11 protein-coding genes are annotated in these 14,069 nt (G+C 53.5%); 5 read left to right on the forward strand and 6 right to left on the reverse strand.

The window, feature by feature from the left end; all coding sequences use genetic code 11:
- Positions 1 to 1,425: 1,425 nt before the first annotated feature.
- The 3 genes from G7009_RS17705 to G7009_RS17715 all read left to right on the forward strand — a co-directional run bounded on the left by G7009_RS17705 (position 1,426) and on the right by G7009_RS17715 (position 6,883).
- A complete protein-coding gene (locus G7009_RS17705; RefSeq protein ID WP_060514623.1) occupies positions 1,426 to 1,893 on the forward strand; it encodes a hypothetical protein in 468 nt (155 codons plus the stop codon).
- Between the two features lie 579 nt (positions 1,894 to 2,472).
- Complete coding sequence (ltrA, locus tag G7009_RS17710; protein WP_020190400.1) at positions 2,473 to 3,732, forward strand: group II intron reverse transcriptase/maturase; 1,260 nt, start codon at positions 2,473 to 2,475, stop codon at positions 3,730 to 3,732.
- 1,687 nt (positions 3,733 to 5,419) lie between these two features.
- A complete protein-coding gene (locus G7009_RS17715; protein WP_181131303.1) occupies positions 5,420 to 6,883 on the forward strand; it encodes a RepB family plasmid replication initiator protein in 1,464 nt (487 codons plus the stop codon).
- 2 nt (positions 6,884 to 6,885) lie between these two features.
- Here the strand turns inward: G7009_RS17715 and G7009_RS17720 are convergent, their stop codons facing one another.
- From G7009_RS17720 to G7009_RS17730, 3 genes are all read right to left on the reverse strand, one after another.
- Positions 6,886 to 7,833 carry a hypothetical protein gene (locus G7009_RS17720; protein ID WP_060514626.1) on the reverse strand — a complete coding sequence of 316 codons (948 nt, stop codon included), beginning with the start codon at positions 7,831 to 7,833 and terminating at the stop codon, positions 6,886 to 6,888.
- Positions 7,834 to 7,949: 116 nt separating this feature from the next.
- A complete protein-coding gene (locus tag G7009_RS17725; RefSeq protein ID WP_060514627.1) occupies positions 7,950 to 8,606 on the reverse strand; it encodes a hypothetical protein in 657 nt (218 codons plus the stop codon).
- 16 nt (positions 8,607 to 8,622) lie between these two features.
- On the reverse strand, positions 8,623 to 9,438 hold the full coding sequence (locus G7009_RS17730; protein ID WP_181131304.1) for an HDOD domain-containing protein: 816 nt from the start codon (positions 9,436 to 9,438) through the stop codon (positions 8,623 to 8,625).
- A gap of 306 nt (positions 9,439 to 9,744) precedes the next feature.
- Between G7009_RS17730 and G7009_RS17735 the strand changes: the two genes are divergently transcribed.
- Positions 9,745 to 10,362, forward strand: coding sequence for a hypothetical protein (locus G7009_RS17735; RefSeq protein ID WP_122228166.1), 618 nt, complete (start codon positions 9,745 to 9,747; stop codon positions 10,360 to 10,362).
- 468 nt (positions 10,363 to 10,830) lie between these two features.
- A complete protein-coding gene (locus G7009_RS17740; RefSeq protein WP_060514631.1) occupies positions 10,831 to 11,199 on the forward strand; it encodes a histone-like nucleoid-structuring protein, MvaT/MvaU family in 369 nt (122 codons plus the stop codon).
- 77 nt (positions 11,200 to 11,276) lie between these two features.
- Here the strand turns inward: G7009_RS17740 and G7009_RS17745 are convergent, their stop codons facing one another.
- From G7009_RS17745 to G7009_RS17755, 3 genes are all read right to left on the reverse strand, one after another.
- The gene (locus G7009_RS17745; protein WP_060514632.1) at positions 11,277 to 12,449 is read right to left on the reverse strand and encodes a hypothetical protein; all 1,173 of its coding nucleotides are present in this window, start codon (positions 12,447 to 12,449) and stop codon (positions 11,277 to 11,279) included.
- A gap of 24 nt (positions 12,450 to 12,473) precedes the next feature.
- Positions 12,474 to 12,758: a hypothetical protein gene (locus G7009_RS17750; protein WP_060514633.1), complete on the reverse strand. Its 285-nt coding sequence runs from the start codon at positions 12,756 to 12,758 to the stop codon at positions 12,474 to 12,476.
- A 704-nt stretch (positions 12,759 to 13,462) separates the two neighbouring features.
- The gene (locus G7009_RS17755; protein WP_181131305.1) at positions 13,463 to 13,996 is read right to left on the reverse strand and encodes a hypothetical protein; all 534 of its coding nucleotides are present in this window, start codon (positions 13,994 to 13,996) and stop codon (positions 13,463 to 13,465) included.
- Positions 13,997 to 14,069 lie beyond the last annotated feature (73 nt).

Below are 14,069 nucleotides of genomic sequence, written 5' to 3' on the forward strand. Positions count from 1 at the left end.
CGGTGAAATGACTTGGCTGGTCTTGGGTAGTGCCCACAGATAATAGGATGCGCGTTACATCTTTGATGATCACATCACCCACTGCCGGAACGGTGTGTCATCCGCTTTCACTGTGAAAAGGCACCCCTTCACGCTGACGAGGCCAAAAGGCAAAAGGTTCAACTAGGAACCGACCAGGATCTCCGTCCGTTAATGGGAATGAGTGATCCGCGGCAGCGTGCTTGGCTTCAACCTAGCGTCGAGCTTTTCACGGTGAAAATGCCACGCCCCCATGTACGGACAGGGTCCGGTTTCTCTATTTCACTGTGAAAACCTTCACCTCGATGAGCCTGGGTTCAAAACGCAGCTCGGTACGTAAACAGGAATCGAACTGCCAGGCTTAATCAGCCCGTGTGTAATTGGCGCCACTGGCGGCTTTCCGACCTTTTCACAGTGAAAACCCTCGGGGGTAGCACCCCATATCGCGGTTACCGCGAACTGCTCATCAACATTCCCAGCGGTTAAAGGAAATGCGAAAAACAACAGGGCACACAAGTCGATGGTCCATTCCATTGAGCAGTGCCCTGCTGCGCGGTGTCCACCGCCAGGGCCCCCGTGGCGTACTACCCCAGGCAACAGCGGAATAAGCGCGAGTCGCCGGCCGGATCACTGGGTTACAGCGCTTCCGCGGTGGGTTCGGTGAGAATCCGGGTCTGCGCATGTGACGACTCCCCGGGCAGGTCAGGCGAAGCAACTATTCGGCATTTGTTTAGGCCAAGGTTCTCGCGCCGTGTTGCCTTCTTATTCCTCGCGGAAGCGGCTCCGGCGGCGCACCCGACGAAGTCATCGATTCCATGGGACAGGAGCGTGGGCGCGATGTTGTAGCCATCAGCGGCTTATTCGTCGGCCAGACCTGCATTTGGTCGGCCACAACCTGGCCAGTGCCGACGATGATCGGGTGCTCCTGGACCATGCCGATGCACTTGTAAAGCTGGCGAATGTCAGGCATTCGCGCTAGGCGGTCTCTAAGTCTATCTGCGCGCTGCTACGCAGTCCCACGGTCTCCAGGTTCGGCTCCGGCATCCGGCCGTCCATCAACTCACGTGGTGATTTCACTGTGAAACGTCGGGATGAAACGAGCTCAAAAATTATCCATTTCACAGTGAAAATTCTGGCGCCCGGTTCATCGAGGACCATTGGTGCAGTGCATAGAGGAACCGCCAAAACGTTCTCGCCGTAGCCCCCAACATAGCCAGTGCATGTGCTTGGCCTAGCATAGCGACCTCTTTGATTAGTAGATCAAAGGCATGGGCACCCACATCAATCTGTTACCATCAGATTCAACATGAGTACGTTTACGTGTTATGCGTCGAATATAAAGCCATGTGCTGCATAACAGCAGTGCAAGCTATGGCGCATACGCCCCCAACCGATCAGGAGAAACGCATGTCTATTGCAGTGGTATTGAGCGAAGGCTCCGGCACCATCTTCGAGAACAAGAACCGCACATCTGATGCAGCACCCGTGATGATTGGCTATATGGAGTTCCCGCTGAACAAGGAGCGCAATCAGAAGCTGAAGCTTGAGGTAGCGGTCTGGCTCAAGCAGAAGAATGGCTCGAACGAGAAGTTCTACTCACTGTCAGTAGGCGGGATCAATGCCAGCCTGTTCAAGGAAGCTGACAAGAAGGATAAAGGCCCGGACTATGCGGGTAGCTTCGGTTTCAACCACGAAATGCGTATCGCAGGCTGGCGCAAAGAGGGCGTGGACGGTGGAGCACCATTCATCAGCCTTTCGGTTACAACAAAGGTACGGCCTGTAAGCCAGCCATCGCCAGCAGCTGACGCTACAACGCAAGGAACCCCGTCTCAGGATGGTCAAGTGGATACAGGTGATCCTCGGTTCCAATTCTGATAACCCCAGACCCCGCTTAGCGGGGTTTTTTTTTGGTGCGCCCGGCAGGGCGCGCTCACTCAGGGGTGGAAGTCCCCCGCACACCCGGCAAGGGGAAGTGCTAGCTAGAGGCAAGGGTTTCGCGGGCGACTGCGAGTCTGAAGGAAGCCCGAGGCAAATCGCTGGCCTGACGAACAGGAAGCGGATACGAGGCGGCATGGCGGGGTAAGCAGTCCGAAATCTGCGAAACCCAATACTTGCACAGAACGCCATGACGTAGATCCGACAGGCATAAGCGTGAAAGTGGGTGCGCAATACCCGGGGAGATCTGCACGGTTGCCCGTCAGGGCTACCGGCACCGCGAGGTGCTGGAATGACTGTGCAGAAGTCAGCAGAGGGCATAGTAGGTCGCGAGACTGAAGGCCTGAACGATTAATACCGAGAGTAGAACAGCTGATCTCGACAACCCACGATGACGCAGAAGCTCCCGACACGGGAGGCCTGCCTGCCATGGCCGGACGGAATCCGGAAAGAAGCCCGCAAGGTGCTGAGGGGGTTGCGGCGACGGCTGGGCGAACGAAATCGGAGGACTACCGGCTCATGGAGCAGGTGGTCGAACCCAGCAACATGCGACGAGCGTACAAGCGCGTCCTGAAGAACCGAGGCGCGCCAGGCGTTGATCGCTTGACGGTTGAGGAACTGAAGGACTGGCTGTTGGTGCACTGGCCAAGTGTGAAGGCGGCACTGCTGGAGGATCGGTACCTGCCACGGGCGGTGCGCCGAGTGGACATTCCCAAGCCTAATGGCGGGGTTAGAACACTCGGCGTACCCACGGTGGTGGATCGGCTTATCCAGCAGGCGCTCCATCAAGTACTGCAACCGATCTTCGAGCCAACCTTCTCCGATGGCAGCTACGGCTTTCGTCCGCAGAGAAGTGCGCTCGATGCGGTCGTCAAGGCGAAAGAGTATGTGGCCGAAGGAAAGCACTGGGTAGTGGACATCGACCTGGAGAAATTCTTCGACCGGGTCAACCACGACGTGTTGATGGCTCGACTCGCCTATCGAGTGAGGGATGGTCGCGTACTCAAGCTGATCCGGCGCTTCTTAGAGGCGGGGATGATGGCTAATGGCGTGATTCAACCCCGCAGCGAGGGTACGCCTCAGGGTGGGCCGCTGTCCCCATTACTGTCGAATATCCTGCTGACCGATCTTGATCGAGAGCTGGAAAGGCGGCAGTTGAAGTTCTGCCGATATGCTGACGACTGCAATATCTACATCGGCAGTGAAGGCGCAGGGCAACGGGCGATGGCGAACATCAGAGCCTTCCTGGAGGGTCATCTGAAGCTACGTATCAACGAGCAGAAAAGCGCAGTAGCACGGCCTTGGAAGCGAAAGTTTCTGGGCTACGCGATTACGATCTATCGCCAAGAGACACGGGTGCGACCTGCCCCCGAAAGCCTGCGAAGACTGATGGATCGAGTTCGTGAGTTGCTGCGCAAGGGGCGAGGACGGTCCTTGTCTCACACTATAGAGATGCTAAATCCCGTGTTGCGGGGTTGGGCAAACTACTTTCGGCTTACCGCGAACATGCGGATGCTGGAGGAACTCGATTGGTGGCTGCGTCGAAAACTACGTTGCCTGCTCTGGCGACAGTGGAAAACCCCGAAGACCCGCGAACGACGACTCATCTTGCTTGGGCTTAGGCCTGAGCGGGCGTGGAAGTCGAGTGTAAACGGGCGAGGGCCTTGGTGGAACTCGGCATCCAAACACATGAATCAGGCAGTACCGACGTTGTACTTCGCCAAAATGGGGCTGGTCTCGCTGCGCAGCACTGTGCAGGGACTCCAGCGTATTAGTTGAACCGCCGTATGCGGAACCGCACGTACGGTGGTGTGAGAGGGCTGAGGGAAAAAAAATCCCTCACCCTACTCGATCCTGTTCATTTCCCCGGGCAGCAAGCGACGTCGAAGCAGGCAAGCATGCCTGGGCGAGGCCAGCCAACACAAAAAAATCGGGGCTTTAGGTCAGTCAAGACTGCAACCGATCAAGACCTGGGCCATGCTGCCCATACCCATAGAGAGAGCGTGATCTGCGCACCTGGTTACCGCCACGGGCTTTAGCTGCGGGCGGGCTCGCTCAGTGCGACTGCCTTTTAGGAGGCCTTGCCAGGCCGAGCAGCTACATTATTCCCGCCAATTAGGCCGGCAACACGGCTCTTCCCGATAAGGCCACGGGTACTCTGGCAATGGCGGCCTATTCCGTCGTTATCGCCCATGCTCGTTACATCAGGCGTAGCCATCTCGCCGGCAGGAATCGATGATGACTGCGACGTATCGATGATGGACAGGTACGGCCAGGCACCGCGGATGCAGCCTGACATCTTGTTTCGTAGCCTGGTCGACTCGATCGCACCGCATTTTCGCTGCCATGACTTCAGCGACCCAGGCCTCTTGATCGAGGGGGATTGCTGGGCCCCGCCAGCAATGTTTTCACGTGAAAACCTGACGCCGCCAAATGTGCCATGGCTAGAGGTGGAGACCTTCGTAGGCGTGAGCCTCCCTGGACCTGACTGGCGGATCACCGGGCGAAACAGCGAAATGTGCCATCTCTAGAGGCGCGACAGCTCGAATTTTCCCAAATGTGCCATTGCTAGTGGGCAAGATGGGGATCATGACCGAAATGTGCCATCTCTAGATGGGGTAGGGGCAGTGCCACCCAGCCAAATGTGCCACGCTTCGAGTACCTCCCCATCAGTCTTATGCCACTTTTCACAGTGAAAACTATATCAACGATGCCGATCGCGAGCTCCGTTCAACTAGTTCAAAGAGGTTGAGTCATTATGCGTCGTGTCAAGCCAGTACTAGGGGGTGTGAAGGGGGAGTCGCCCCCCCCTTGAATCATCAATTGTGCCATCGTCAGGGGCAGGAGGGGTTCTGTAGGTGTCTGATAAGCCTAAAGAAACGTAATGTGCCATTGTTAGAGCATTGCTAAAGCAATTTCGGCAGATCGCTGGGGTTCGCGTGCCACGAATCGTGATGAAGAGTGCCATCGTTAGTGAAGGTGCTGATGCGATATCGATCATCAGTAATGGCTGGAGGGCCCGTATTTACTGGGCTAGATCCAATTGTGCCATCGCTAGGAAGCCACATGCCTACCAGTGGCACAATTCACGAGATCGCCTAGCGATGGCACAGTACGGGTCTAAAGGTGGCACATGTTTCTAAGAATGGCACCGGAGCCATCTACCGCCGGCACATTAGTCTCGGAGGATGGCACTGTTCCCCCTGGAGATGGCACACAAAAATGGCTAGAGCCCTTGTATTTCAAGGGTTCGAGGGATTCACTAACAAAGCTTTAAAAAAGCAGTGAAAACAGAAACAAGCTGTTGTAGGTTTTTTGCTATCGCTTTTTTTGAGTCAAAAGCGAAGGGCAAAAGCAGTCCCTAGGGATGGCACAATTGGGCACTAACGTTGGAACCGTATTTTCGTTGACCAGGTGTCATACGTTCGAGTAATGTGCCACCACAGTCACCGATGGCACAATTCACATGGACTCAGAAACCCCCACACCGCGAGCTACGCGACAAGAGCGTACAGCCGGAGCAACAACGGATACTAGTCCAGCAAAACGCAAGAGAGCACCCAAGCTCCAAGTCGTTCGTGATGTTGAACCATCCAAAGCCGTCGAGCTGAAAAAGGCCACCGAAGCCCTTTCGATGCGAAACGTCTCTGCCGCCAGTGACTTCACATTCCTTCAGCGAAAGCTCTATAACACCCTCCTTCAATTCGCTCAGCAGCGGCCGAGGGAGGAGATGGTTCACGAGATCCCGATCAAGCAGGTCGAGGACAACATTGGGCACACCACCTCGAACAGCCGTGATTACCTCAAAAAGGTACTCGTGAGCATGTCTCAGACGCAGGTTGAATTTGACTACAAGGGTGAAAGCCCTGGGCGGAAGAGCGAATGGGGCATCGCAAACCTGATCGCTGAAGCCTACATCTTGGAAGATGGGCAGACCCTCCGCTTTTCGTTCCCGCCTGATCTGAAACGCCGACTACTGGACCCCGCGATCTTCAACCTGATCGACTTGCGGATGCAGTACCATTTCTCCAGTTTTTCTGCGCTCACTCTCCACGAGATCACATCTCGCTACCTCGGTTCACCCATGGGGGAGACCTACCGTGCACATTGGTCCGAGTGGAGCGTTGTGCTGTCTGGATCTGCTACACCACATGCCGAGTTTCGCGACTTCAACAAAATGCTGGGTCGCGCAATCGACCAGGTCAACAGCATTGAACGGAGATTTCGCATCACGCCGCACGTCACCAAGCTAAACCGGAAGATGGACAAGCTTTGGTTCAAGCTGGAGACCCTGATTCAGCCTGGCTTAGACCTTGGACCATCACCAGAGCTGGTTAGCCAGGATGTGTCAAAGCGCCTTAAAGCTCTGTCCTTGAGTCAAAAGGATATCGCTGAGCTTGGCATGACCCATGACGAAGAGTATCTGCTAGCGCAAGCTGACTACACCGAGGCACAGATGCGTAAAGAGGGGGCTAACGTTGCAAGTCCAGCGGCATATTTCAAGGCCGCGGTAGCCAACAACTACGCCAAGGCGCCAACTCAACAGAAAGCCGCGGAGACAGGCAAAGGCAAAAAGCCGGCCGCCTCAAAATCAGGTGATAAGGCAAAGCCTGCACCAGCGCCTTCGCAAGCGCCAAAAGCAGCACCGTCGAACCAAATGGCAGATCTGTTGGAACAGTGGGGTGCTGCTCAGCGTGAAGCAATCCGCGCCCAGTTCATGGTGTTGTCGGATGAGCAGAAGAAAGAGCTCGCGGAGAAATATGAGACCGAGCTACGCAAAGATGATCTGGCCTACTCGCAATACCGGTCGAAGGGTTTGAACACCATGGTGATCAATTGCTTGGTAGCGATCCAGTTCCAGGAGCGTTTCCCTGAGACCCCAAGCTCGGAAACACTCCTGCAATTCTTGCTGGGTAGTGCGAAGATCTAAAGCTATCTGTGGACGTCCGAGGACGGCTGCGGGGTTATCTGCGCGGTACGCTGGACTATGTTCAGTAGGGTATCTGCGGAGAGGAAAGGGGAGTTCTTCAGCATCTGCTCAATGAGTAGAGTCACCACGCCAAAGCAGTCGCCCGGGCCGATAGGCAACGATCGAGGTGGCCTACCTTTCGTATTCACCGAGAGAAAAACCTTCCCGGGCTGATTCTCGATAGTGAACCACTTTTCGTTTTGCGCACCATGCCCTTTCCCATCGAACTTGCCCTGCATCTGCATGAAGGTCGCCAACACGCTGGGCAGCTCGCGTCCAGAAAGCTGAATGCTGATCTTGTCAGACCAGTTAAATTTTTTGGATGCAGTTATCTCCGCAGCTTCGATTCTAATCGTGTGTTCACCCCCCCTGGTCGTATCGGATTGGAAGCACACTGCGACCTTTCCGCCATAGACATGCCGACTGACAAAGGTCTTTTCGCCTGCAGGCTCGCAGGCACTGTCAAAGGTGACTGGCTCCTCGGCAGCCTCAATGTCAGTTGCTTCGATCAGCACCTCTGGCTCCTGCGATGAGGAGAACTGCGAGTGAGCGTTTCGGTAGGTCTCGCACAGAGACCTACCAACATCAGAGTCTGCGTATCCACCCTCAGACCAATGCTTGAGCTGTTGAGAGAACTGTGGACCCTGAGCTTTCCCGATGCCGATCAGCACAGGCAGTGAAGGCTGAGGGAGGTTGGCTTGGAGGATGCGCTCAGCACATCCAGGCAGAATCGTGAAGAAGACTCCACGAAGATAGTGCAGGGCTGAGTTGTCGCCCGCTTGCGCCCGTTCGATCGCATCGCTGAGGTCATCACCCTCTGTTTTGTAGACCTCACCGAGCACATCGATGGCGGGTACTGGGATTCGCAAACTAGTGAGCTTGGCTGATGCAGACTGGGCATCGAAATGCATAAGGAAGAACCCTTGGCTCAGTAAAATACCGTTCGTAACCTAGCGGATACTAGCAATAGGGTCTTGCGTTATCAATACGTGTTATATCTACTTTTGGAATAAAAAAGCAGCAATAACTATAGAATGTCTATATCGAGGGCTTTGTTCAGTTCGTCTTCAATATCGACGGAGCATCCATCCAACAGGAAATCAGATTTCGCTAGTACTCCCAACGACATCATGATCAGTGGGGTCCCGAGATCAATACGCTTCGCTACGGCCCTGATAACAGTAAGATCTCGGAGCGACGGCTTTGGGCGCCCCGTGCGCCAGGAATTAAGCGTCTCAAACGGGACCTGGATTTTTTCTGCCGCTTCTTTCAGGTCTTCTGACCAAGTAGCTGCGATCAGTTCATCCAGGATGAAAATTGGGGATGAGGCGACGTCTGCCTTCGTGACATCCTCGAAATAGGCAGCGGTCTCATGGCTTTTGCTCACGGCTTTTGCATTAAACATCGCGGACTGCTGGATCAGGCAGTAGTCCGACCAGCGAAAAACGTCCGCCATCTGCAGAACTCGGAACCCCGAGCAATGAAGAAATGCAGCGATCAGGTCGATTCGTTTTCGATCCAGTACGTCGTGGAGGGCACGCGGTTTGGCTTTTGACTCATCCCCAAAACAACTGGCCAGCGTGTCTGCGGTGAAACCACAGGCTTTGCTAGCCTCTTGGAAGGGGAGCGATAGCAGTTCAGATCTATCGATTATGGCCTGATATAGGCGGAGCCCTGGGTTCACTAAAAATCCTTCTCTCTTAACCGATCATCAGCACTGATTCAGACACACGTTGTCGGCAGCTATCCAACAAATCATGAGAGAGGCCGAGAGATTTTGCTATCTCTGGGTCAACCCTGTCTGCGAGTGATGATATATCCAACCCCATAACCACGCCATATGCGTAGGTCGAGGATACTGATAGCAATTGGCCAAGGATATCGGGTAGGGGGGATCTATTGGAATACGTGAGCAGCGCTTTTTGAATTGGGGTAGGGAATTTCCAGCGCTTCAGCAGCTCTGCACCAACCTCAGCATTGTCAAATCCAAGCTGCGCCTGCTCGACAGCACGCCGGCCGGCAAGGTCGAATGCATCAACGGATTGAACAACAGTGCAGGCTTCATCGGGCATTACCAGGTGAATGAGAAGCGCGCCAATGCCTTGCATCAAACCAGTAGTGAAAGCGATATCCCGTTCAGTACCTATGCTCTCTGCCAGGGCAGATGCCATGAACGCGGTATGCAAACCCATCTTCCAGTAGGTCGGCATATCAATGCCTGGTGCGTCCGGCAGCGCTTTCAATAGACCTGTCGTGATAATGGTGGTACGGAAATTGTGTATGCCAATTGTAGATATCGCATCTTCGAGACGGGAAACAGTTCCGCTGCGTCCGAAATATGCAGAGTTGGCCGTTCGTAGTACCTTTGCGGCGAGAGCCTGGTCAATGCTCACTGATTTCACAATGCTGGACAACGGCACTGAGGGGTCCCTAGACATCTCTAGTAGCTCCATAACCACCGAAGAAATCGTGGGTAAGGCTGCGGGATTCTTGAAAATATTTGCCAGGGCTTTCATAAAAAGTCTCAGTGAAATTTGAGCCATCTATCCGTAGGTAGAAAGTCAAATTGTAACGTCTTGAACAAGCATGGTCATTAATGATTCAAGAGTTGGAATCCTGCGCCGATAGTGTCAAATGGCCCAAAAAAAGCGATTCCAGGAAACCACATCACGAATCTGTACTCTGATAGAATTGATTTGCACTAGTTGAGTATTTCTTGGTTATTGGTTCATGATTTCATCTTACACATGCATGTGACACATCCCCTGAAGCAAGGCAGTTAGGCGAGAAGCCTCAACAGCACACTCTTTCAGGAGACTCACATGATTTCGTACCCACAACATAATCAAGCGCAAACTCGCTCCCTGCTGATTTCCGGACTGTTCCCCAACGGGGACCCGTTCGCGGGGGAGGTCCAAGCCGATTCGTCCTATGAAGCCCAGATCAAGGCACTCGCCCAGTGTCGCTACAGCGATTTGGGTGGTGACCTGGATGTCACAGGGCTGACAGATGTTGCCACTGGGGCATCTGTACTGGATTCGCTGTTGTCGGCTGGCCAGGACCTCCTCAGCGAAGTAGAGGCTGTCGAGTATGTGATTCACACCGTTCAAAATTCCCTCAACAATGGCCGCACGTTCTCAGCTGGTTCTACCAGCGAGTTGAGCGCCTATGTTGAGTTCTTCGACCTCATCCTATCCGAGGCCCCTCATGCCTTTGACGGGCTGTGCTCCGGCGATCGGGTAGCGGATGATGAGGAAATTACCCTTGATTTCGAAGATTCCAGTTCCGCTGAGTTTGCGCTCGTGCCAGCAGATGCTCTGTTGACACTGGCTACCGTGGCACTGGGGGAGGGGAGGGCTGCAGCCGCTTATCAGGTACTGGAGATGGCGAGCATCACCCGTGTTGCATTGAGTAAGGCCTGCATTCGGGCCTTGGTGTAAAAAAGACCTTCTGGATACCCTCCAGAAGGTTTTTTTTTACCACTGCATTATCACTTGGTGTAGCTCGCTGATGCGCGCCTGCCGCTGGCCTTGGAAGTGGGTTACCTGACCTCTCAGTAAAACCCTAAAGCTCGAAAAGCGGTCACCCTCTACCCAGCCTGCCTTTGCTGGGTCCACGATGCAATCGATGCTGCCGGTGAGGTCGGATGCAGTGAAGCTCAACCACGTGTCCCCCTCTATGCATGCAGTCTTGGGTGGTTCTGCAACCAAGTAAACGCCTTCGAACGTACGACCAGCTATCAGTGTTGCAATGTGGTGGTGGCGACCGGTTTTTGCATATTCATCAGCGTTGCAAATCATGGGATTTCCGTCGAGTCAGTAGAAAGCGTGCAGCACCTGAGGTATAGTATTTTTGCAAATTAGTTATCGATGCTTGTTTGTTGAATTGTACATTAATGAGGGTTAAACATGAGCAAGTTGGCTGAATTTCGTGCTGCAGAGAAGGCGCTGCAAGAGCAACTTTCTGCTCTGGAGGCGCTGAAAAATGATTCTGGGCTGCAACGTGAAATTGAGTTCGAGAATAAGCTCAAAAGCCTGATGCAAGAGTACGATGCGAATTTGGGAAAAATCATCGCTATCCTCGATCCGGCTTCGAGTCTGCGGAAGATCAACGCACGATCGGAAGGTGATCGGCAGCAGCGTAAGCCACGCGAAGTTAAGGTCTACAAAAACCCGCATACCGGTGAGACTATCGAGACCAAAGGTGGCAATCACCGGCAGCTGAAAGAGTGGAAAACTCAGTATGGTGGTGACGTCGTCGAATCCTGGAAAAGCTAATTGAGCTCTTCACAAAACCGGCTGCTACAGCCGGTTTTTTACGCCCCAAAAAAACCCGCATAAATGCGGGTTCAACCTTATGAGCGCTCTGCTTGAAGCCGCTGCTCGACTGCTTTCTTGATGCGATGCTCGTAGTCGTCGATCCATTGCTCATAGCGAGCCAGAGCCGTTGCATCTGGTTTGGTTTCGTTGTTACGCCACCGGTAGATCGTCATTTTGGTCACCCCAAGTATAGTGGCCATGTCTTCGTCTTTCTCGACATCAATGGCGAGGCGAGTCATCCAATCAGCCAGGATAACGCTCATGTCTCGGTCGAAGCGCTTAAGGCGTTCCCTCCGATGTGGCTCCTCCGCTAGAAGACCACGAGCCTTTTCCATTACTTCCATTGGCACCGACGCTGTACGGCCATAGATGTACGAGGAGAGTCGAGGGAGACCAATGCCCAGGGCAAAGGCATAGTCTTGATTGCGCAGGCCCAGGTCAGAGCCGATCTTCACCAGTTCTTGCTGATCAACCGAAAGCTCGGCCCGGCTTCCACCGCGGGGACGCTTTGCACCAGCTTCAGCTGGTTTGGTTCGCGATGAAGTGTCCATCTCGTGTTCTAGGTCGTCCGAAGGCTGAGGTTGTACAAGGCGCACCATTGGATCTTGATCCATGGCGTAGATGCCGGAACTGGCCACTGTTTGTTCTCCGTTGATCACCCGTTTTAGTGCTGCGGCCATTTTGATGGTGGCAGCTTCTGTATCGATATCTCGATCGTGGTCTACTTCTACCTGGTCGGCTAGCCCGACTTGTTCAAGCTCCTCACCCTTCTCCTGCATGTCCTCAATGGAGCGGTGATTGATCAACAGCTTCTGGCGATCCCTCAGTACTTCTCGACTGACGTTGTGTGCCACAGCGTAGACCACCGCATAAACGGCATCCTGATCTTCAATCTTCGCCAGCATGGAACCAAAGAACACTTCCAGCGTTCTTTGCAAGACCTCATCAAAGTCGGTGAGTTCGCACTTGTTTTGACGGAGCTTGACTCTGCAGATTTTGCGAACGCGCTCATCGCGGTTCATCTCGAAGGCCAGTCGATTCACAAACTGGGGTGAGCGGTCCATGTTCGAGATGTAGGTCCCGCACAGCTTTTCGAAGGTCGAGGGGGGGCCGGAGGGCTCTGAGGGGGGGAGTAACTCGATGTCGGTGTCTTGCTCAGGCCCTGAAGCAGTCTCCTGCTCCAGGGCATCAATCTTTTCTACTGCCATAAAGGGCTCGTTGATTTATCAAACCTACGCAGCCACGGTATCCACTGATCGGTCCAGGAGAGGGAGAGCGACACTCCTGAACAGCGCCAGCGAACTGGACACATCGAGGAGGACATTGATGCCGGCGGCCAAGATCTCAGTCTTGATCTCAGGGTAGGCACTCATCGCGTGCTCGATCCGCTCACCTACATTTCGGATCTGGTCCGCTTGGCTTAGATCATCCACCCCAAACACTGTGCTGGGGTTCTGACCAGGTTCCACACCAAGGGCGTCCAGGCCGATTTCGATTGGGGAGTACTCGTGGATCATGAAACATTACCTCTGGTAGCGACCACAAAGGGCCGCCTTTATTGATTATACGTACGTGACAGAGAACGTCAATCGAATCCATAACGCGTAAGTGGAAGACTGTGCCGTTTCAAATCGTTGTACTGTGCATTACGCAGGCATGTGATTGGTGATGCAGGGGGGGGGATCAGATGCAGGTAGCCTGGATTGCCCGCTCGAAGCCGGACAAAGCCAAGTGAACCTCAGTCATATCTGATGCAAAAGTAGACGCAATAACGACGCCGGCTAGCAGGATCTCGGTCTTGGCTTCTGGGAAGTCTGTCATTGCTTTGAGCATGCACTTTGAAGCGCACTTGTTGGAGCAGCTTTTATTGAATTTGGGGCAATGTGGCTTGCCATCCGTTGAGAAGCAACCCAGCGACGCGAGACCTATTTCCGTAGCTCCCTGGTATGTGTCAAAGCTGAAAGACATGCTGTGTCCCTAATTCCTATCTAATCCGTTGATTGGCGATGCGGGACAAATTATAGGGACGTGTTGTTGTGAGGGTCAACAAATCGGCGCCAGAAAAGTTCCATTGAAAAAGCACTTTAATGCGTGCAAAATTTGGTATGCACGATTTTTCGTATGCAAAAATTTCGCTCATGGTTTGAATTTGGCAAGTGTAATCTATTTCATGAATAAAAAAACCAGCACCTTAGAGTAGGCGCTGGTTTATGTGATGCAGTTATAGAAAGACGTCTCCATCAGGAACAACAAGAATATCTCCTGACGTGTCTACTATGCGGGTTTGATCCTCGAATAGGTCTCCCATGGATCCAAAAGTAGGTGCCGCATTTTCCGTGGTCGGCAGCTTTGATACGAGTGCACATTGCACTGTTTCTAGCCGCTTTTTATTGGCGGGTGGAGTAATGCCGTTGCCTTGAGGAAGGTTTTTGAGATGTGCATCGTTTCTTCTTTTTGGTGGGTGCGGAATGTCGCTAAGGTCATACGTTTTGGGCGTATCGCGCTTGCGTGGAGTTTGTCTAGCGCGCTCGTGCTCGTTTATCTGTCGCTTGAATGGCGCTCTGTCAATTTTGGACAGCAGAACTGGCCAGTAGGTGAAACTCCCTGTTTTCCACCAAGCAATAGTTGGTAGGCAAATAAGCAGCGTCAATGTGAATAGCGCTAGTTTGTGCGTTACGCCGGTAGCCGCTAGCAACGCGATGTAGATACAAACTGCTACAAGCCAAGCGGATACATGCCTATTAATACGTTTCATTCGGTCTCCCCGGTTCGCTTCATGAAAGGAGATGCCGCACACGGATATGCAAAAGGCAAAAAAAATCCCCCGT

This window comes from Pseudomonas capeferrum (assembly GCF_013523055.1).
Taxonomy (GTDB): domain Bacteria; phylum Pseudomonadota; class Gammaproteobacteria; order Pseudomonadales; family Pseudomonadaceae; genus Aquipseudomonas; species Aquipseudomonas capeferrum_A.